We start from the raw sequence: 20,151 nt of genomic DNA, 5'->3' as shown, positions 1-20,151 counted from the left end.
ACCTTTATCACTGCAACAACATTTATATTTTTAAATAAATACAGCTATTTTTAGATTTAATTCAAAGTCGAAAAAAAACTAAGCAGCCATACCCTAACCTGATTTTGGGCATAACTGCTTAACTTTTACTGCAATATCTGTATTGACTATAATATCCTTCTCATCTGTCTTTACACTTTTTCTTGTTTGCATCTTGTTGCAATTTAAATTTTGCTAATAATATAATCAGCAAATTCTCTTGTTCCCAGTTCATGCGCATCTGTTATTTTTTGAGCAAAGTCAATAGTGACATAGCGCTGTCCAATTGCAATTGCGACAGCCTGTTCAATAAGCCGCGCAGCTTTTACCCAACCGATGTAATCGAACATCATCGCTCCTGATAAGATTAATGAGGTCGGATTCAGTTTGTTCAACCCAGCAAATTGTGGTGCTGTTCCGTGCGTTGCCTCAAAAATAGCCTGTCCCGTCTGATAATTGATATTTGCACCTGGAGAAATACCGATACCTCCCACCTGAGCCGCTAAAGCATCCGAGATATAATCGCCATTCAAGTTCAACGTAGCAACAACATCAAACGCAGAAGGATTCAATAATGCTTGCTGAAAAAAATTATCTGCAATAATGTCATTAACAATGACCTTTCCATCTTGTTTGGCAGCTACCAGCTGCCGCTGAGCTATCGCTTCGCCTTCTTCGTTTTTGGTATTTTCATAATGAGTCATCGGGTAGACTTTATCTCCAAAACTTTCAGCAATCTCGTATCCCCATTTTTTAAAACCGCCTTCTGTCTTTTTCATAATGTTACCCTTATGCACCAGTGTTACTGTATGCAGCCCATGTTCAAGTGCATATGTGATGGCAGCACCAACAAGGCGTTTACTTCCCTCGCTTGAAACTGGTTTAAGCGCAAATGCTGAAGTCTTAGGAAAACGCACTCTGTCAGCCAAACCTGCTTTTTTGAGCAGCCTCAACAGTTCCTGTCCAGCAGCGCTTCCCGACTCAAAGTCAATTCCTGCGTAGATATCTTCTGTATTTTCTCGAAAAACAGCTATCTTGACTTTATCGGGTTCTTTGACGGGCGACGGCGTTCCAGGATAATATTTTACAGGCCTAAAACACGCAAATAGATCTAACTTCTGTCGCAAAGTCACATTGATGGAGCGGTGTCCCTGTCCAACCGGCGTCGTCAATGGTCCTTTGATCGCAACAAGATATTTTTTCAACGTCGTAACTGTTTCCTCAGGTAACCACTCACCCGTTTCACGAAACGCTTTTTCACCTGCCAAAGCCGGAAACCAATTAACTTTCCGCTTATCCGCATATGCTTTTCTTACTGCCGCATCAAAAACTCGCCTAGCAGCTTCCCAGATTTCAGGACCAATCCCATCCCCTGCTATAAATGGAATCGTTGGATTATTAGGAGTCAAAAGTTCTCCGCCTGCGATTTGAATTCTCTTAACTTCCATAACTTTCATCTCCCCTTATTAGTTCCGCTATCTGACACAATGCCTTTCTTTAGGACCAATATATTCAGAATTAGGTCTAATTAAACATTTCTGACTTCGCTGTTCCATCACATGTGCCAGCCATCCCGCCGTACGACACGCAGCAAAGATCATAGTAAAGGTCTCTTTCTTTAAACCTAAACAGTGATAGATAAGCGCCGTATAATAATCAACATTCGGATGTAATTGTTTATTTTTGAGCATATAATCTGCCAACTGCTGCTGGATTTCAAAATACTTCTGATTGTTTGTTTCTTCAGCTAATTTTGCAGCAATCTCTTTCAAAATAAAAGCCCTTGGATCCCCGTTTTTATAGATTCGATGCCCAAATCCCATTATTTTTCGTTTAGCGTGGGCCTGCTCTGCTACAAAACTTAGGGGATCCATCTCATTTTCTACGATTATGCTCAACATTTCAAAAACGCGTTCATTTGCTCCTCCGTGCAACGGACCTTTCAACGCACAAACAGCTGCAGTCAAACAAGAATAGTAATCGGAAAAAGTCGAAGAAACAACACGTGCTGTGAAAGTTGATGCATTAAATTCATGATCGGCATGCAGAATCATGACTGTATTGAACATTCCAGACAATTCTGCATTGGGCCGTTTTCCTGTCAACATATACAAAAAATTGTCAGCTACGCCTAGAGTGGGATCAAGATCAATCAAAGGATCATCATCGCGGATTCTAACTATTGCTGCGATTGCCGTCAGCATTTTTGAAAGTATCTTAGGCGGTTCGTCATGTTCAACATCATTAGTTGTTCCTAAAAGCGAAGTCGTTGTTCGCAAAATGCTCATGGGATGTTGCGGTTCCCTAGCGATATAACTCAGTAAGCGGATTGTTTCCGCTGGTAAAACCATCTTGCTCACCAAATCATTCCTAAACCTCAACAGTTCATCTTGATCCGGCAAGCGTGTATTCCATAATAGAAAAACAACTTCCTCGAATGTTTTCTGGGCCAGCTCTTCAATCGGATAACCAGCATAGGTTAACCTTTGATTATCCGTCGAACTGATTTTTGTTTGCCCTGCGACAATACCAGCCAATCCCTTTACGTAACTCATCTAATCCCCCCTCATATTTTTATGCGTCTAGCTTTTTCTTGACCACTAAAGGTAAAATACCGTGTTCTTCATAATAAACTCGATCTATCGGGGCATCAAATCTGATTTTGACGTTAAATTTTAGCGTATGGTCCTTATTAACAGCAGTTACATGGGCTATCTCTCCATCTGGCAAGATTGAGATCTTCTCATCTCCTGTCAGCCCAAGTTTAGCCGCTGTATCTCCCGCAAGGTACTGCAATGGCAAAATACCCATCATTACTAAGTTGGACCGGTGAATCCTCTCAAAACTTTCAGCAATAACTGCTTTCACTCCTAAAAGTAGCACTCCTTTGGCTGCCCAGTCCCGAGAAGAACCCATCCCATAATCTTTCCCTGCTAAAACCACAGTTCCGATCCCACGTTTTTTGTATTCCATTGCAGCATCATAGATGGTCGTTTCTTCTCCACTCAGCCAGGACTTAGTGAACCCGCCGAGTTTGTTTGGTGTCAATTGATTTTGCAATCTGATGTTAGCTAACGTACCACGCATCATAACCTCATGGTTGCCTCGCCGAGAACCGTATGAGTTAAAGTCAGCCGGGGAGACACCATGTCCTAGCAAATACTTTCCAGCTGGGGTTCGCTGACCAATAAAACCAGCTGGTGAAATATGGTCTGTCGTAATCGAGTCGCCCAATTTCGCCAGAATCCGCAACCCTGTTAAATCCTCTTGTGCATCTGTTTCAGAGAAAAAATCTGGTTCAGCGATGTAAGTTGAGTTGGCATCCCAATGATAGGTCTCAGATTTGGGAGCTTGCAATTCGTTCCACATACTGTTTTGTCTGAAGATATCACTATAGTTATTAGAGAACAGCTGCGGTTTGACAAACTGATGAATAATTGTACTAATTTCTTCTTGACTAGGCCACAAGTCTTTAAGATATACGGCTGCACCTGTTCGCAGATCCTTTCCTAGCGGTTGCGTCTCAACATCAATATTCAGTGTTCCTGCCAAAGCATAGGCGACTACTAGAGGGGGCGAAGCCAAATAGGTATCTTTAATCAATGGATTGACCCTTCCCTCAAAATTACGATTTCCGCTCTCAATTGCTGCAACTGGATACGGCTCAGCCGCTAATCTTTCCTGCAACCCGTCCTTCAGCTTGCCAGAATTACCAATACATGTCATACAACCATAACCTGCAATTTGAAATCCAAGATTATCTAAATAACGCTGCAGATCCGCTGCAGCAAGATAATCTGTCACGACACGTGATCCCGGAGAAAAAGAAGTTTTGACGTATTTTGGAACTTTCAAACCAGATGCAATTGCATTTTTAGCAATCAAAGCTGCTGCAATCAACACTTCAGGATTAGAAGTGTTGGTACAACTCGTAATAGCTGCTAGCCCTAAATCGCCCGGCTGCAGTTCAAACCTTTTTCCCTCTACCTCAACTGGGTACTTTGGCAGTTTGGCGTAACTCGCAAATTGTTGCGGTAACTTTTCAAGATAAACCAAATCTTGCGGCCTTTTTGGCCCTGCAACATTACTGCGAACCGTTGATAGATCCAGTTCTTCATATTCAGAATAGTGTCGGACTTGATCTTGCTCAACATTGTACATAAAATGGTTCGCAGAGGCATAATCTCTCACTAATTGAATTTGTTCAGGCGTTCGATCTGTTAATTTCAGATAGGCTAATGTTTGCTCATCTATGGGGAAAAAACCGCATGTAGCTCCGTATTCAGGGGCCATATTAGCAATGGTGGCACGGTTTGCCAACGGTAATGTTTCTAAGCCAGGACCATAAAATTCTACAAATTTGCCGACAACATTATGTTCACGCAGCAACCGCGTCAAAGTCAGTGCCAGATCAGTTGCTGTAGCAGTCGCAGATAATCTTCCAGTCAACTTAACACCTACAACTTTAGGCATTGGAAAATATGATTCTTGCCCCAGCATGCTCGCTTCAGCTTCAATCCCACCAACACCCCAGCCAAGAACACCTAAGCCATTGATCATCGTAGTATGTGAATCCGTCCCCACCAGTGTATCTGGAAAAGCAATCTTTTCACCCTCTGTCGTGCAACGCACCACTGATGATAGATATTCAAGGTTGACCTGATGAATTATTCCAGTATCAGGCGGAATAATTGTCAGATTGTCAAAACTATTCTGTGCCCATTTCAAAAAAGTGTACCTTTCCTTGTTACGTCGGAACTCTTGTTCAACATTGTATGCAAATGCCTCGTCGCTGCCCGCCATATCTACCTGAACAGAGTGATCAACCACAAGATGGACTGGGACATCTGGATTAATTTGCTTAACATCCCCACCACGCCGCTTAACCTCTTCGCGCATGGCAGCCAGATCAACCAAGGCCGGAACACCGGTGAAATCTTGCAGAACAACTCTTTCAGGCTTATACGGCACATCAGCCTCATGCTTTTCATCCCATTTCACAAAGGTTTCTAAAAACTGTTCCATCTTAGAATTGTCCGCACTATGCCGTAAAGTTAGCTCCAACAATATTCGAATTGAATAAGGTAAAGTTTCAATATTCTGTTTTTGGTTTTCCATAAAAGAAGCAATGTCATAGTAGCCGTACTCTTGTCCGCTTGACTTGAAAACTCTTTTGTAATCAGAAGTCATTTTTACACCTAGATTCTGTTTAATTAAAAATTAACTTTATTTTTAACAATTCTAACATAATTCTAATTACAAATAATGTCACACAAAGCCCTGTTATCAACGAAATACTGCTGTATTTTTTCATTTAATCTCACTTTTTTTCTTTTACCAAGGTAAACTTATCATAAACTTACTATTCCAATGTCAATAGCCATAAAATAATCAAAATATTAAGCAATTCTATTTTAAAAAAAAGAGCTTAGCTTACACACTAATGTAAGCTAAGCTCTTTTTATGCTATTATTCATGAATTTCAAGTGGCAAGCCATCTGGGTCAAAGAAAAACGTCATTTTATCATGTGTATAATCGTCTTTTCTTACAGGCTCAGTTTGAATTCCAACCTTATTTAGCTGTGCTACGGTCTCATCCACATTTGACACCGCGAAGGCCAAATGCCTCAAACCACAAGCTTCCCCTTTTGGATAAGTTAATCTTGCAGGCGCATCAGGCTTAATAAAGACTTCTAACATCAAACCATTTTTTTGCAAATCCACTTTGACATCATTTTTAGCCGCACGCTGATGCTGCGCTACAATTTCAAATCCTAGCTTAGTAACATAAAAATCCAATGTTTTCTTCAAATTGTGCCCGATTATAGCAATATGATGAGTTCCCTTAAATTCCAAGTTGCCTACCCCATTTCAAATTTAATTATCCGCTTCTGCATAATCTCTCAACTCAAAGTGACATCCATTTTCATCAACTACACCGTATATTTTCTTCTTTTGCTCTTCATCCACACACCCCAATTCAATCACACCATAATTATGTTGTGTGTCTGTGATTTCAACTTCCTGCACTTTTCCTACAAGGAATTTTTTCCATATTTCAAATTTTTTTCGCAGTTTCTCAGCTTGCTCCACTGACTTAGCCAGTGTATAGCCTTCATCTAGATAGCGTTTAATCGCCTGAACCTTAAATGACATTTCAAATTTATACTTGCGGGTCGCATTTTTCTTGCCCGAAACAGCCTGAATATAGCCCTTTTCCTCCCAATATCTGAGTTGTCTCGCGGAAACTCCCGTCATTTTGCTGAGATCCCCAATTCCAATAATGATGTCTGCTTTTAAAGATTTTTTTTTGCCGATCATCAAGCTCTGCCCTCCACTCATTCTCGTAAATAACCAAATCATCTTAAAAACACTTTTCTCGCTATTATTATCTCACAATCTTTAACAAAACATAAATTTATGTTTACGCTTTCTTTATTCTTTGCTGCTATCCTTGTGATTGTACAGATAAATAAAGATTGGACGTGCATCTGTTATGAATACTACTAATAATATTGTACCTGCACAAGTAATTGCATTAAAAAAACAACAAGTAATTTTAAAAACTGAAACGAATGAAGTCATCACGGTCGCCGCTCCGAAAGGTAAAAACAAGCACAAAATATTCATGTTAACAATGACCGATTTACTGAGAAGCGGTCTTTGGATTCCTGTCAACCGTGTTCTGCACCAATTAATGCGCTACGATTGGTTTGATACACAAATCATAAATTATAGTTTCTGATTAATTGGATGATCCTTCAACTAAAAATCGAATGCTCACTAATATAAGAAACTGGATCAAAAGTTAAATCTTGGTCCGGTTTTCTTATTTATTGTGTGTGAATATAGTCCGTAAGTCAAACCACGCCAGCTATTGACATACTCCCTGTGTTTTTTGTTTATATTATCAGCTTGTCTCTACAGGAAGATCTGCGCTCATTGCAAAGAGTCCGGCCTTGTTAGCTCCTTATAATTGGTCCGTAGCATCTTTCCAATCAAAGTGATACGATAAATTAGTAGTTAGTTAATCTCTTGGGATTGGGAAGGAGCTGGATATCTTGTTCACCCTATTTGTTCTTATGCTCCAACGTCTAGGTATTATTCTTGTACTAGCTTTTTTGTTGGTCAATGTTTCATTCTTCAGAAAGTTAATCACTAAAAAAACAACGAAAGCACAAATCGCATTAATTCTGATCTTTACTATTTTCGCCGTGATTTCAAATTTAACAGGTGTCGAAATCACTAAAAATAATACACTTGTCCAAACTCCCTTTTTGACTGGCCTGCCCCAGTCTGACTCGATCGCTAACACACGAACCTTGGTCATCACAGTCGCTGGTATAGTGGGTGGCCCAATCGTCGGTGGTGTTGTTGGTTTTCTTGGTGGTATTCATCGTGTAATTCAAGGAAATTTCTCTGATTATTTTTACATCGTGAGTTCGACTCTCGTCGGCTGGGTCATTGGTTTGATTGGAAGAAGTATAAAAACACATAATGCCTATCCTAAACCTTGGACAACTGCATTTTTAGGTATCATAGCCGAGTCGATTCAAATGACTTTTATTGGCATCTTCAGCGGTCTAGCTCTTGTAAAACTAATATTTATTCCTATGCTCTTACTTAATAGTATTGGTGCATCCGTATTTATCTCCATCCTAAATGCCTATCTATCTAATGAACAACAATTAAGAGCAGTCCAGACACATGATGTTTTAAACCTGACCAACAAGACTCTACCTTACTTCCGCCAAGGGTTGAATATTAATTCGGCCCAGAAAGCTTGTAATATCATCAAACGCTACACCAACTTTGATGCTATCGGTATAACAGACCGTGTCAATGTTCTTGCCCATGTCGGGGCCGGTGAAGATCATCATGTCGCAGGTCAAGCCGTGCTGACGGATCTTTCCAAACATGTAATTGCAAGTGGTGAAAGCAGATACGCCTATCATAAGGAGGAAATCGGCTGCCCCCATCAAAACTGTCCCCTTGCATCAGCAATCGTTCTCCCACTCAAAGTTAACGAAAAAACTATTGGGGCTTTAAAAATGTATTTTACAAAAGCAGAACGTTTAACACAGGTTGAAGAAAATTTAGCCAAGGGTCTTGCTTCCATCTTTTCAAGTCAATTAGCTTTGGGACTAGCCGAGGAACAATCTAAATTAATCAGCGATGCTGAAATAAAATCACTGCAGGCACAGATAAATCCTCATTTCTTTTTCAATGCTATCAACACTATTAGCGCTCTGATGCGGACAGATGTTGATAAAGCACGTGCTGCACTGTTACAGCTTAGCACCTTCTTCCGCTCAAGTTTGCAAGGTGTCCAAGAAACAGAGATTCCCTTACAGCAGGAAAAAGAACATGTGAACTCTTACATGTCCCTTGAACAGACACGTTTCCCCAACAAATACACTGTCAGTTATGACATTCAAGCTGACATGGATGTAAAGGTTCCTCCATTTTGCCTGCAAGTTTTGGTCGAAAACTCTGTCAAACACGCTTTTCCCAACCGCAAAAATGATAATAAGATACATATTTCCGTCAAACAGAAGAACAGTCACCTGCAGATAGATGTTACAGATAACGGCATCGGAATTAAGCCCAGTCTGCTTAAACGTTTGGGACAGGAAACCATTACTTCTTCCACTGGGACAGGAACGGCACTCGCAAATCTAAATCGCCGCTTGATCGGACTTTATGGCAATGAAAGTCATCTCCAAATCAGGAGTACAACTGCAGGAACAACGATTAAAATAATGATTCCTCTCAAGGAGGCTTAAAGATGAATATACTGATTGTTGATGATGAACCGCTATCCAGAAGTGAGTTGTCATATTTACTAAAACAAAATATCACTGTTACTAGCGTATCCGAAGCTGAAGGAATTAAAGATGCTCTTGGAACTTTACTTGCACAGAAAATCGACCTGATCTTCTTAGACATCTCCTTAAATGAAGAAAATGGCTTCACTCTCGCGAAAGAACTCAAACAATTAGCTGACCCGCCGTTAGTGATATTCGCAACAGCCTATGATAAGTACGCTCTGCAAGCTTTTGATATCAATGCTATCGACTATGTTCTCAAGCCCTTCGAACAGACGCGTATTAATCAAGCACTTAAAAAAGCAAATGCCGCTCTCTCAAATCGAAGACAGTTGGATAAGGCGGGGAAAATAAAAACTAACCCTATGACCGACTTTATTACGCTCACCGCCGAAGAAAAAACGGCTGTAATAAAAACAAAAGACATTGTTTCAGCAACTGTTGATAATGGTTTTTTGACAGTTACCACAAATGATAATCGTACTTTTGTTTCACATGAAACATTGAGCTGGATTAAAAAACAGCTGGATCCACAGAAATTTATCCAAGTACATCGCAGTGCGATTGTTTGTGTTGACTTTATCCGTGAAATTCAGCCATGGTTCAATCATACCTTTGTTTTAATCCTGACCAACGATGCCCGCGTACCAGTTGGGCGTTCGTTTATAAAAGAATTAAAACAGCGTCTTAATATGTAGTTGGTTGTACCCCATAGTCATTAACCCGTTATTTTTCATCATTCGCAGGCCATTTTTTGCATTTAGCCTATAAAATGGTCTTTTTGTGTGTCTTTTATTTATGATATAGATGTAAAAACACGAAAGGATGATGACTTATGTCACAGCAAAATAAAAACGCTACCACAAAAAAAACTAAACCAGCGCCTTTTCTCGTACAGATGGGCATCTATGCAAGTATCCTTTTCGTTTCTAACATTATCTCTAGTTTAGTTCCAGCCTCATTTCCAGTTCCAGCTCCCGTTATCGGGATGCTCCTTCTCTACTCACTACTTTCATTGCATATTCTGAAAATTGAGTGGGTAGACTCATTCGGTGCGATTTTAATCAATTTAATCGGTTTTCTCTTTGTTCCTTCAGGCATCTCTCTCGCAGCTAATCTGGACATCATGCGCGCCGAAGGAGTTCAAATTGTCGCTGTTATTATGATTTCAACCGTTATTTTACTACTTGTAACAGCATACACTACACGGTTTTTTATCTGGCTCAAGAAAAAACACCCTGCACGTTCCAAGAAGACTAAAGTTTCCAAAGGAGTCCCAGTTCGTGCACTTAGTCATGTGAAAGGAGAGAATTAATCATGCAAATACTTACAACGCCATTCTTTGGAATCTTTCTCTCACTGATCGTCTACCTTGCTGGACAATGGCTTTTCAAAAAATCCCACGGTTTGTTCTTCTTTCAACCACTGTTTGTTGCAATGGTTCTAGGCATTACAATATTAGTCGTTCTCGCTAAGTTTTTAGGACAAGATGTCGCCAATCTTTATAACACCGCCTATCGTCCAGGCGGAGACATTATCTTTTGGTTCTTGAACCCAGCAACAATTGCTTTTGCCGTTCCACTGTACAAGCGTAATGATGTTGTGAAGAAATATTGGGCAGAGATTCTTTCGGGTTTGCTTTTCGGAACTGTTATTTCTTTGTTTGCCATTGTAGGCGTCTCAAAACTGCTCGGTCTAAATCGAATCGGTATTGCATCAATGTTGCCCCAAGCTGCAACAACTGCGATTGCATTACCAATCTCTAAAGCGATTGGCGGAAATTCAGCTATTACCGCCATGGCATGCATACTTAATGCTGTCATTATTTATGCACTAGGTAGTTGGCTAGTTCGTCGATTCCACTTAGACAGTGATCCCATTGGTGAAGGACTTGGATTAGGTACTGCCGGCCATACAGTCGGTTCTGCCTTTGCTTTAAAACTTGGCTCAGTTCAAGGATCAATGGCAGCAATAGCTGTTGTCATTATCGGAGCTGTTGTTGATCTAGTCGTTCCCCTCTTCTCACATTTAGTACTTTGACTTTAATGTTGTCAACTTTATCTCTACCTCGCACAAAAACATGGAGCTATGCCCAGATTCGACATGGCTCCATGTTTTTGTAACTAAACTTCCTTACCTGTGCATCCTATTTCTCGTTTCCTTCTTCAATTCTCTTCCCTATATTCTTAATAAGCTCAACATCTTTACGATATTCACTAGCCGACATTTCAACTGCAGAAAAACAGGAAGTCATTTTGTTCTTTATTTCACATTTCTTTTGCTTGGCCTTCTTTGTCAAACAAATAAAAACCTTGCGAGCATCTTCAACACTGTGCTTACGCTCTATCCAGTCATCTTTTTCCATTCGTTTCAAAAGTGGGGTCAACGTTCCATTATCCAAGTTCAATTTGGCTCCAAGCTCCTTAATCATCATCGGCTCCCCAGTTTCCCATAAAGCCAATAAGGTAATGTACTGCGGATATGTCAGTTTGTACTCCTTGAGCGCTCCCGCATAAAATTTGTTGTATATCTTTTGTGCAGTATAAATAGCAAAACATAATTCATCATCCAACTTATTCGGTACATGTTCTAATCCCATGGTGAATCTCTCCTATTTTCTAAAGATTTCAGTCCATTGCTGTAGCAAAAATAATCAAAATTAACTTACCGGTTCGACAATAACATAACGCCGTGGTTCCCTGCCGTGCGAATATGTCTTCACCTGCTTATCATGCGCTAAAGATGCATGAATTATTTTTCTCTCAAATGAAGGCATAGCATCTAAGTGAACTGCTTTTTGCTGCTCTATTGCATCGCGTGCAACGTTCTGCGCTAAGCGCTCCAACGTTTTCTGGCGCTTTTCTCGATATTCGCCAACATTCAGCATCAAACGCAGTTTAGCAAAATTTCTTTGTTCTAAATAATTCTGTGCTAAAACCTGCAAAGCATTTAAGATCCGACCATGCTTACCAATAAGTGTGCCTTCCTGCTTTGTATTAAAATTATAAACGACATTACGCGATTCAAAATCAACTGAGATTGAAGCTTTGATCCCCATCTGTTCAGTAATATCTGCTAGGTAGTAGCCCAACTGACGAATAACCATATCTTTTTCATCACTTGTATTTTTCTTTGGTCTGTCTTTTCGTGTTTGCTTCTCCTGTATATTCTGTCTTGTTTCTTGATGGCCATCTGTAACTCTTTTTTTCTTTTTGGATTTGGGGTCAAGTTTAATCTTCACTTCGGCCTGTTTTTTGCCAATTCCAAGAAAGCCCTTTTTCCCAGTCGTTATAACCGTTACTCTAACATCATCTCTAGTTTTATGCATAGCAGTCAGACCATTTTCAATGGCTTCTGAAACGGTCCAGCCTTTATAATTAGACACTATTATTACCCCCTAACTAATATTAGCGCTGTCAAAAAGATTCCCGTTCTCCAAATAGTTGCTACATACTAGTCATTATAGCATTTTATTACCTATATTTTCTCCTAAAGATACGTTATCGTAATTTAGTTGTCTAGTATTTGAATTCAAACATTTTTATTCAGATTGTAGTAGAATGTATTTTGTATTTTAAATCAATTAAAAGCGAGGTTTTTCGATGAAGAGTTTAATTGACACCTACACACTAAGCAACGGCTCAAAGATACCGATCGTCGGGTTTGGCACATGGCAGACACAAGCTGGGCCTCTTGCGGTCATAGCTGTTAAATCTGCATTATCATCTGGATATCGTCATATAGATACTGCAGAAATGTATGGCAATGAGAAAAGTGTGGGAAAGGCTATTAAGGAAAGTGGCATATCTCGTCGGACACTTTTTGTGACAAGTAAATTGAATAATGAGGCACACAGCTACACAGCGGCAAAAGATGCCATTGAAAAAACACTCAAAGATCTCCAAGTTGATTACCTCGATCTATTTTTGATCCACTGGCCTAATCCTAAGGCAGCCCGTGATGCCCGCTGGAAAGACCGTTTACAAGACACATGGCGTGCGCTTGAAGATGCTTACGATAAAGGCAAACTCAAAGCAATAGGCGTCTCAAACTTTAGAAAAAGGCATTTTGAAGTATTGGAAGAAACACAGCGCATTACCCCAATGGTGAACCAGATTCGGATCTGCCCAGGTGACGTGGATCGAGAAACAATAGAGTTCTGCCGCAGTAAAAATATTTTATTAGAAGCTTATAGTCCCCTAGGAACGGGCAAAATTTTTTCTAACGATACACTGAAGAATTTAGCAGAAAAAAATGGGCGAACTATAGCTCAAATATGCCTTAGATGGTCACTGCAGCATGGATTTCTACCACTGCCAAAGTCGATCCATGAGGACCGTATTGAAGAGAATTCACATCTTTTTGATTTCGAGTTATCAGATGCAGACATGAAGTCCATTGATGACTTGGATGGAGTTGTAGGCTATGCGCCTGATCCTGACAAAGTTGATTTCTAACAATATTCGCACCTTGACTAAAAAGCGTAATGCTTGAGCTAACCAAAGCATTGCTTGAAGGTCTGATACATCTAAAAATCTTCATCTGGCAATATATAAATAGTTAACACTTATTTTGGTCAAAAATTAAATTTTAATCTAGTTTCCCGTATAAATATGTTTCATAGATCGTTAAGATTTTAATGTTATACAATTTTAGATTGCAATAAACAATACTTATGCATAAAGGAGCGTTAAAATGAGCGATAAAATAAATCAATCTTTAGTCAAAGATGACCTTTATCTGGCGGTCAACGGTACATGGCTCAAAACTGCTAAGATTCCTGCTGATAAGCCACTGACTGGAGGATTTGCCGATTTAGCTGATAATATTGAAAAAACATTGATGCATGATTTTAAAGAATTAAGTTCTGCAGATACTCCTGATCCAAGAGACCCCTATCTACTTGAATTCTTGAAATATTATAAATTAGCAACAGATTTCTCTAAACGTAATGCAGACGGGTTTGCACCTGCACGCAAATACTTAAAAAAAATTGAAGACTTAAAAGATTTGTCAGATTGGGAAAAACAACTGACGGACTTGACGCTGGCAGGTTACTCATCACCTGTCCCGCTTTATGTCGAACCTGATATGAAAAACACCAAACTATATGCTCTATATGCGGGAGTTCCAAGTCTTATTTTGCCTGACAAAACCTACTATTCTCCCGAAAACCCATCATCTGAAAAGTTATTGCAAGTCTACTCTACAATGCTGACTAAGTTACTAGAACTTGCGGGTTATTCATCGGCCTTTATACAAAAAACAATTACCCGTGCGCTGGCTTTTGATAAATCACTAGTTCCTCACGTTAAAGACAGCACGGAGCTTGCTGATTATGTCAAATCATACAATAAATACAGTTTAACTGACTTCACAGATACTAGCCGTCAGTTTGACCTTCATCATTATATCAATGACTTGATTGGTCATGAACCGAATCAAGTCATTGTCACCGAACCAAAATATTACGCAGCGTTGAACAAGCTCGTTAACGAAGAGACTTTCACTAACATGCAGAGCTGGATCCTAGTAAAAGCAATCCTAGCGGTCAGTCCCTACCTTTCTGATGATGCACGTACTACAGCAGGAATTTACTCACGTACAATCTCTGGCAGTAAAGAAGCGATGAAACCGATTAAAAGTGCTTATTATTTAGCAACTTCACAGTTTGATCAAGTTGTCGGACTTTACTATGCACACAAATACTTCGGTGAAACAGCAAAAAAAGATGTCACAGAGATGGTCAAAAAAATGACTAATATTTATAAAAAACGGCTATCTAGTAACACATGGCTAAGTAAACAGACACGTGAAAAGGCCGTTGTTAAGCTTGAAAAATTGGGAATCCAAGTCGGTTACCCAGATAAACTTGACCCATTGTATAAAAAATTCAAAGTCGGTCCCGGTTCTCTATTAGAGAACAGTTTAGCTTTTGACTTGATCGCATTACGTGATCACTACGCCAAGTGGAATAAGGAAGTTGACCGAACACGATGGGAAATGAGCGCACACACTGTCAACGCCTACTATAACCCCTCATACAATATTATCGTTTTCCCAGCAGCCATTCTGCAAGCTCCCTTCTACAGTCTTAAACAGTCTGCAAGCGAAAACTACGGAGGTATAGGTGCTGTTATTGCGCATGAGATCTCACATGCCTTTGATAACAATGGCGCACACTTCGATGAACTGGGAAATCTTCACAACTGGTGGACTGAAGAAGACCTTAAGCACTTCGAAAAACTGTCTCAAAAAATGGTCACTGAATTCGATGGTCTTCAGACACCCGCAGGTAAAGTTAACGGAAAACTAGTGGTCTCAGAAAATATTGCCGATGCTGGTGGCTTAAGTTGTGCCCTTGAAGCGGCCAAAAATGAACCGGATGCTGACTTAAAGGCTTTCTTCTATAACTGGGCAAGTGTCTGGTGTATGAAATCATCACTTGAACGACAAAAACTGCTTTTAGCAATTGATGTTCATGCTCCTCATGAACTAAGAGCAAATATCCAGCCACAGAATTTAGCCGACTTTTACACTACCTTCAACATACGAGCCAAAGATGGTATGTATTTAGATCCTGCTAAGCGGGTAAACATCTGGTAAAGATTTTCAAGATAAACAGCAAAAAGAGGCAGGACAGCTTATTTCCCAGGAAATAGGCTGTCCTGCCTCTTAGTATATTTTCAAAAAATGATAATACCACTAAATAATACTATTTTTTCTTACTTCTGTAAGCCCTGCGCTTAGCTCTTTCAAGTGCCCGTTTTTTTGCTTTTTCTGCTTTTTGTTTTTCTTCCCGCTCTTTATTAATCTTGAACGGATTATTAAGGAGCATCGTCTGCCCTACTGAGAAGGCATTGGTAATAACCCAGTAAAGAGAAAGTGCTGAAGGTAAACTAATCGCGGAAAAAAGGATAATCGCTGGCATACCATAAGTCATAGCAGCTGTCATCCCATTTTGCTCAGGCTGTGACATGACGCTCAACTTGGATGTGGCAAAAGTAAAAATAGCTGCCAGAATTGGTAGGACAAAGTATGGATCGCGATCACCGAGCTGCATCCATAAAAATGATCCTGTTTTCAAAACTTGAGATCTCAAAATTGCTTGATATAAAGCCAGCAAAATAGGCATTTGCACTACAATAGGTAAACAACCGGCTACAGGATTCACCCCAGCCTCAGCATATAGCTTCTGCTGTTCCTCACGCAATTTACCTTGCGTTTCCTTATCCTTAGCAGAATACTTTTTTTGCAGTGCTTTAAGTTTCGGTTGCAGTTCAGTTGTCTTGCGCATACTTTTGGTCTGATAAAACATCAGCGGCAAGAGGACAACGCGAACGATGATCGTAAATACAATAATCCCCCAGCCATAACTATTACCGAATATCTTACTTAAAAACTGGATAGCTTGGATAAAGTTCCAAATAATGTAATGGTCCCAAATACCAGAACTATTCTGTGTCACAGTCGATCTGCTACAGCCAGCTAAAACAAGCATTACCAAGCCGGTACTTAGAAGCAGGCTGATCCGTTTCGCTTTCTTCACTGCACTTCCCTCACTTTAAACATCTCTTTAATCTTTTTGTAATACATGAGCTAAGCGCAGAACATGTATTAAATGTTTCTTGGTTTCAGCCATTGACAATCCGGAAACAGCAGGTCGTGCGATCACAATAAAATCACAATCCTGCTTGAGTTGCGGTTTAAGTTCAGTCAAGCTCTGTCTTATACGGCGTTTTACCCAATTTCTAGCCACAGCATTTCCAATTTTTTTACCAACTGAAATTCCCACTCTAAAATGGAGTTGCTGTGGCTTCTCAATCATATAAATAACGAACTGCCGGTTAGCACATGACTTTCCTTGCTCAAATACTTTTTGAAACTCCGTTTCTTTCTTGACACGGTATGATTTTCGCATAATACATCTCCAAGTGTCTTGTAAAAGTCTCCATAACAAAGAAAAGACCACTGACGGTCAGTGGTCTATGCAGACAATACTTTTCTACCTTTACGGCGTCTACGTGCTAAAACATTACGACCGTTACTCGTACTCATACGTTTGCGGAAACCATGTACTCTTGAACGATGACGCTTCTTTGGTTGGTAAGTTCTCTTCATAGGATTTAACACCTCCTTAATCCAATAAGCATATTCAGCAATCGTAATCAGAATTCTACTAAAAAAACATACTTCTGTCAAGTTGCCTTACTGAACTATCCTATCATAATTTGGGTTTCAATAAAAGACAATTTAAAAAAAAGACAATTTGAAGTTATCCACAAAATTTTCCGTTGAAATTCAAAAACCTGTGGATTCCCTGTTATTCACAGATTTTATTCACAGGTACTCCCCAGCACTTAAAAACAGTTTCACAGGTTGTTTATATCTTTTCCACAGCTATAATCTAGTTTGTGGAAAACCTTTTTAAACCTTGTTGTTAAAGGCACCTAAAAGAACATCGTCATGTGGAAAACTTTATGTTGAATGAAATATCCACTGGTTACGTTAGCCTGTGGAAAACTTATTCAACAGCTTGTTATTTGTAATTCTGAGTTTTACACAAACCTGTGGAAAACTTATTAATTAAATGCTAGAATAGCATAGTGATAATTCAGAAAAGGAGGTTCAATTGTGCCTGATCTTGAAACTTTATGGCAATATATCTGCGATGAGTTCAATAAAAAACTCTCGAGCATCAGCTATAACACTTGGCTCAAAGCTGTCAAACCTGTTCAGTTTAAGGCCAATACCCTAGTCCTTGAAGTACCCACGGCGCTCCACAAGGACTATTGGAAAGCCAACTTGAGTAAACAAGTGACTTCCATGATAGCTGACTCGATAGGCCAAAAAATTAATGTCATCGCTAAATTACCGGAAGAACCGAATCCTTTGGATACTACCTCATATGCACAAAAAGACACTTCAGCTGCAAGAGATCCTTCGCGGCCGACCTTTATGCGCGAAACAAAATTGAATGACAAGTATACATTTGAGACCTTTGTTATCGGGAAAGGCAATCAAATGGCGCATGCAGCTGCACTTGTTGTCGCTGAGGAACCAGGTGCCTTGTATAATCCGTTGTTCTTCTTTGGTGGTGTAGGTTTAGGAAAAACCCATTTAATGCATGCCATTGGACATCAAATGCTGGCAAATAATCCTGAAGCAAAAGTCAAATACGTTACCAGTGAGGCATTTGCAAATGATTTTATTAATTCGATTCAAACCAAACGTCAAGAAGAATTTCGCAAAGAGTACCGCAGCGTTGATCTTCTACTTGTTGATGACATCCAATTTTTGCCGACAAAGAAGGAACACAGGAGGAATTCTTTCACACCTTCAACGCTCTCTATGACGACAAAAAGCAAATTGTTCTTTCATCAGATCGCCTTCCAAACGAAATACCTAAGCTGCAAAAACGTTTGGTATCCCGTTTCAAATGGGGACTTTCAGTAGACATCACCCCACCTGATCTTGAAACAAGAATAGCTATTCTTAGAAACAAAGCAGACGCTGATGACTTGGCTATCCCTGATGATACCTTGAGTTACATAGCGGGCCAAATCGACTCTAATATCCGAGAATTAGAAGGAGCTCTTGTGCGTGTGCAGGCCTACTCATCAATGACACACATGCCGGTAACTACCAGTCTAGCGGCCGATGCATTGAAAAATCTCAAACTAAATGGTAAAACCAATGAAATATCAATTGCAGTTATTCAAGACAAAGTTGCTAAGTACTACCATGTTTCGATTAGTGATCTAAAAGGAAAGAAAAGGGTTAAAAATATAGTGACCCCACGTCAAATCGCTATGTACTTAGCACGTGAGCTTACCGATGCTTCTTTACCGAAAATAGGTCATGAATTTGGTGGTAAAGATCACACCACTGTAATTCATGCACATGAAAAGATTTCCGGCGCTTTAGAAACAGATACAGATTTACAAAGGGCGATCAATGATCTAAAAAGTGAATTAAAAAAATAATCCACTTGTGGACAAATGTGGATAAAAAAGCGTACTTATACACAAGATATTAACATGTGGATATCTTATGATTTCATAGTTCATTTCAGTTTTCCACAGCATCCACAGCACCTACTACTATTACTAGGTTTATTATTATTAAATATATCTACAGGAGGTTCCCATGAAATTCACAGTTAATCGAACAAACTTCATTAAAAGTCTAACCGACGTTCAGCGAGCAATTTCAGCTAAAACTACTATTCCGATATTAACCGGATTGAAATTAACACTCTCAGAAAAAGGATTAACATTAACCGGAAGTAATGCTGATATCTCTATTGAAACCTTTATCTCAGCGGATGATGATGGTGCAGAACTACAAATTGAAAGACCAGGAAAAATCGTATTACCAGCTCGTTTTTTTAGTGAAATTATCAAAAAATTGCCAGAATCTGTGTTAACAATCAACGTAACGGATAATTATCAGACTGAAATAACATCTGGACAAGCTTCTTTCACCATTAAAGGTCTAGATGCTGACAACTACCCACACTTACCTGAAATTGACGAAGCACAGCAATTATCACTAACAAGCGATATTTTGAAACAGATTATTAGTCAAACAGTTATCGCTGTTTCTAATCAAGAAAGTCGACCAATCTTGACTGGAATTCACCTTGTAATTAAAAATAACAGCCTAATGGCTGTCGCAACTGATAGTCATAGATTGAGTCAACGCAAGCTAACAATTGATAGCGCGCAAGATAATGCATACGACATTATTATTCCTGGTAAATCACTGAATGAACTCGCCAAAATGCTTCCTGATGATGCTAGCGATGTAGAATTAAGAATTTCGGAAAATCAAATACTTTTTGTTTTTGGAAACACCTCATTCTATTCACGCTTACTGGAAGGAAACTATCCCGATACAGAACGCTTGATTCCGCAAACCTCAGAGACAACGATTGAGTTCAATGCAGTTGAGTTCTTGTCTTCTATCGAGCGTGCTTCATTGCTCTCTCACGAAAGTCACAACAATATTGTGAAGCTTTCGCTAGAGGTGAGTGAACAAAAGGCAACCATTTACAGCAATTCTCCAGAAATTGGGAATGTTGAGGAATCCTTGAAATTTCAAAATCTAACGGGTAATTCACTTGAAATATCATTTAATCCTGATTATATGAAGGATGCATTGCGTTCCTTCGGACAAACGACCGTCACAGTTTCATTTACAAAACCTTTACGTCCATTCACACTTGTTCCAAGTGAAGATCATGAACACTTTATACAGCTGATTACTCCAGTTCGAACTTTTTAAAGTGTGGGGAATTTCT

The 20,151-nt window shown here is 39.6% G+C and carries 19 protein-coding genes and 1 pseudogene; 10 read left to right on the top strand and 10 right to left on the bottom strand.

What is annotated here, in order from left to right:
• Nucleotides 1-203: 203 nt before the first annotated feature.
• The 5 genes from icd to JCM15457_RS08960 form a co-directional block, all read right to left on the bottom strand.
• Entirely contained in the window at nucleotides 204-1,466 is a 1,263-nt protein-coding gene (gene icd / locus JCM15457_RS08980; protein ID WP_034989450.1) for an NADP-dependent isocitrate dehydrogenase, read from the bottom strand.
• Nucleotides 1,467-1,493: 27 nt separating this feature from the next.
• Nucleotides 1,494-2,573 (bottom strand): citrate/2-methylcitrate synthase, encoded by a 1,080-nt coding sequence (locus JCM15457_RS08975; protein WP_034989448.1) that lies wholly within the window; start codon nucleotides 2,571-2,573, stop codon nucleotides 1,494-1,496.
• 19 nt (nucleotides 2,574-2,592) lie between these two features.
• Nucleotides 2,593-5,208, bottom strand: a complete 2,616-nt coding sequence (acnA, locus tag JCM15457_RS08970) for an aconitate hydratase AcnA (protein WP_034989445.1) — start codon at nucleotides 5,206-5,208, stop codon at nucleotides 2,593-2,595.
• Between the two features lie 279 nt (nucleotides 5,209-5,487).
• Nucleotides 5,488-5,874 carry an SMU1112c/YaeR family gloxylase I-like metalloprotein gene (gene gloA2, locus JCM15457_RS08965; protein WP_034989443.1) on the bottom strand — a complete coding sequence of 129 codons (387 nt, stop codon included), beginning with the start codon at nucleotides 5,872-5,874 and terminating at the stop codon, nucleotides 5,488-5,490.
• 21 nt (nucleotides 5,875-5,895) lie between these two features.
• The gene (locus tag JCM15457_RS08960; protein ID WP_034989442.1) at nucleotides 5,896-6,339 is read right to left on the bottom strand and encodes a MerR family transcriptional regulator; all 444 of its coding nucleotides are present in this window, start codon (nucleotides 6,337-6,339) and stop codon (nucleotides 5,896-5,898) included.
• Between the two features lie 175 nt (nucleotides 6,340-6,514).
• On the opposite strand from JCM15457_RS08960, the gene JCM15457_RS08955 reads away from it, so the two are divergent.
• The 5 genes from JCM15457_RS08955 to lrgB all read left to right on the top strand — a co-directional run bounded on the left by JCM15457_RS08955 (nucleotide 6,515) and on the right by lrgB (nucleotide 10,886).
• Complete coding sequence (locus tag JCM15457_RS08955; RefSeq protein ID WP_034989440.1) at nucleotides 6,515-6,763, top strand: hypothetical protein; 249 nt, start codon at nucleotides 6,515-6,517, stop codon at nucleotides 6,761-6,763.
• Nucleotides 6,764-7,100: 337 nt separating this feature from the next.
• Nucleotides 7,101-8,804: a LytS/YhcK type 5TM receptor domain-containing protein gene (locus JCM15457_RS08950; protein ID WP_034989537.1), complete on the top strand. Its 1,704-nt coding sequence runs from the start codon at nucleotides 7,101-7,103 to the stop codon at nucleotides 8,802-8,804.
• A gap of 2 nt (nucleotides 8,805-8,806) precedes the next feature.
• Nucleotides 8,807-9,544, top strand: coding sequence for a LytR/AlgR family response regulator transcription factor (locus tag JCM15457_RS08945; protein ID WP_034989439.1), 738 nt, complete (start codon nucleotides 8,807-8,809; stop codon nucleotides 9,542-9,544).
• Between the two features lie 137 nt (nucleotides 9,545-9,681).
• Nucleotides 9,682-10,161, top strand: coding sequence for a CidA/LrgA family protein (locus tag JCM15457_RS08940; RefSeq protein ID WP_051993415.1), 480 nt, complete (start codon nucleotides 9,682-9,684; stop codon nucleotides 10,159-10,161).
• Between the two features lie 2 nt (nucleotides 10,162-10,163).
• Nucleotides 10,164-10,886 (top strand): antiholin-like protein LrgB, encoded by a 723-nt coding sequence (gene lrgB, locus JCM15457_RS08935; protein WP_034989437.1) that lies wholly within the window; start codon nucleotides 10,164-10,166, stop codon nucleotides 10,884-10,886.
• A gap of 106 nt (nucleotides 10,887-10,992) precedes the next feature.
• Here lrgB and JCM15457_RS08930 read toward each other — a convergent pair whose 3' ends face one another.
• Together JCM15457_RS08930 and jag are read right to left on the bottom strand one after the other, a co-directional pair.
• On the bottom strand, nucleotides 10,993-11,445 hold the full coding sequence (locus tag JCM15457_RS08930) for a MarR family winged helix-turn-helix transcriptional regulator (RefSeq protein WP_034989435.1): 453 nt from the start codon (nucleotides 11,443-11,445) through the stop codon (nucleotides 10,993-10,995).
• Between the two features lie 60 nt (nucleotides 11,446-11,505).
• Nucleotides 11,506-12,231, bottom strand: a complete 726-nt coding sequence (gene jag / locus JCM15457_RS08925) for an RNA-binding cell elongation regulator Jag/EloR (protein WP_034989433.1) — start codon at nucleotides 12,229-12,231, stop codon at nucleotides 11,506-11,508.
• Between the two features lie 217 nt (nucleotides 12,232-12,448).
• Between jag and JCM15457_RS08920 the strand changes: the two genes are divergently transcribed.
• Nucleotides 12,449-13,303, top strand: a complete 855-nt coding sequence (locus JCM15457_RS08920; protein ID WP_034989430.1) for an aldo/keto reductase — start codon at nucleotides 12,449-12,451, stop codon at nucleotides 13,301-13,303.
• A gap of 238 nt (nucleotides 13,304-13,541) precedes the next feature.
• On the top strand, nucleotides 13,542-15,452 hold the full coding sequence (locus JCM15457_RS08915) for a M13 family metallopeptidase (protein ID WP_034989428.1): 1,911 nt from the start codon (nucleotides 13,542-13,544) through the stop codon (nucleotides 15,450-15,452).
• A gap of 109 nt (nucleotides 15,453-15,561) precedes the next feature.
• Here JCM15457_RS08915 and yidC read toward each other — a convergent pair whose 3' ends face one another.
• The 3 genes from yidC to rpmH all read right to left on the bottom strand — a co-directional run bounded on the left by yidC (nucleotide 15,562) and on the right by rpmH (nucleotide 16,967).
• Nucleotides 15,562-16,395, bottom strand: a complete 834-nt coding sequence (yidC, locus tag JCM15457_RS08910; RefSeq protein ID WP_034989426.1) for a membrane protein insertase YidC — start codon at nucleotides 16,393-16,395, stop codon at nucleotides 15,562-15,564.
• Nucleotides 16,396-16,422: 27 nt separating this feature from the next.
• A complete protein-coding gene (gene rnpA / locus JCM15457_RS08905) occupies nucleotides 16,423-16,767 on the bottom strand; it encodes a ribonuclease P protein component (RefSeq protein WP_034989423.1) in 345 nt (114 codons plus the stop codon).
• Nucleotides 16,768-16,832: 65 nt separating this feature from the next.
• On the bottom strand, nucleotides 16,833-16,967 hold the full coding sequence (gene rpmH, locus JCM15457_RS11965) for a 50S ribosomal protein L34 (protein ID WP_057743847.1): 135 nt from the start codon (nucleotides 16,965-16,967) through the stop codon (nucleotides 16,833-16,835).
• Between the two features lie 513 nt (nucleotides 16,968-17,480).
• Between rpmH and JCM15457_RS08900 the strand changes: the two are divergent.
• The 3 genes and pseudogenes from JCM15457_RS08900 to dnaN all read left to right on the top strand — a co-directional run.
• Nucleotides 17,481-18,244, top strand: a pseudogene (locus tag JCM15457_RS08900) (DnaA ATPase domain-containing protein); the annotation flags it as partial.
• Nucleotides 18,245-18,268: 24 nt separating this feature from the next.
• Nucleotides 18,269-18,832 carry a helix-turn-helix domain-containing protein gene (locus JCM15457_RS12730; RefSeq protein ID WP_439645838.1) on the top strand — a complete coding sequence of 188 codons (564 nt, stop codon included), beginning with the start codon at nucleotides 18,269-18,271 and terminating at the stop codon, nucleotides 18,830-18,832.
• A 163-nt stretch (nucleotides 18,833-18,995) separates the two neighbouring features.
• Entirely contained in the window at nucleotides 18,996-20,135 is a 1,140-nt protein-coding gene (dnaN, locus tag JCM15457_RS08895; RefSeq protein WP_034989422.1) for a DNA polymerase III subunit beta, read from the top strand.
• Nucleotides 20,136-20,151: the final 16 nt, after the last annotated feature.

This window comes from Liquorilactobacillus sucicola DSM 21376 = JCM 15457, from assembly GCF_000612445.1.
In the GTDB taxonomy this organism is placed as follows: Bacteria; Bacillota; Bacilli; order Lactobacillales; family Lactobacillaceae; genus Liquorilactobacillus; species Liquorilactobacillus sucicola.
This window is presented reverse-complemented; position numbering and strand designations above follow the sequence as displayed.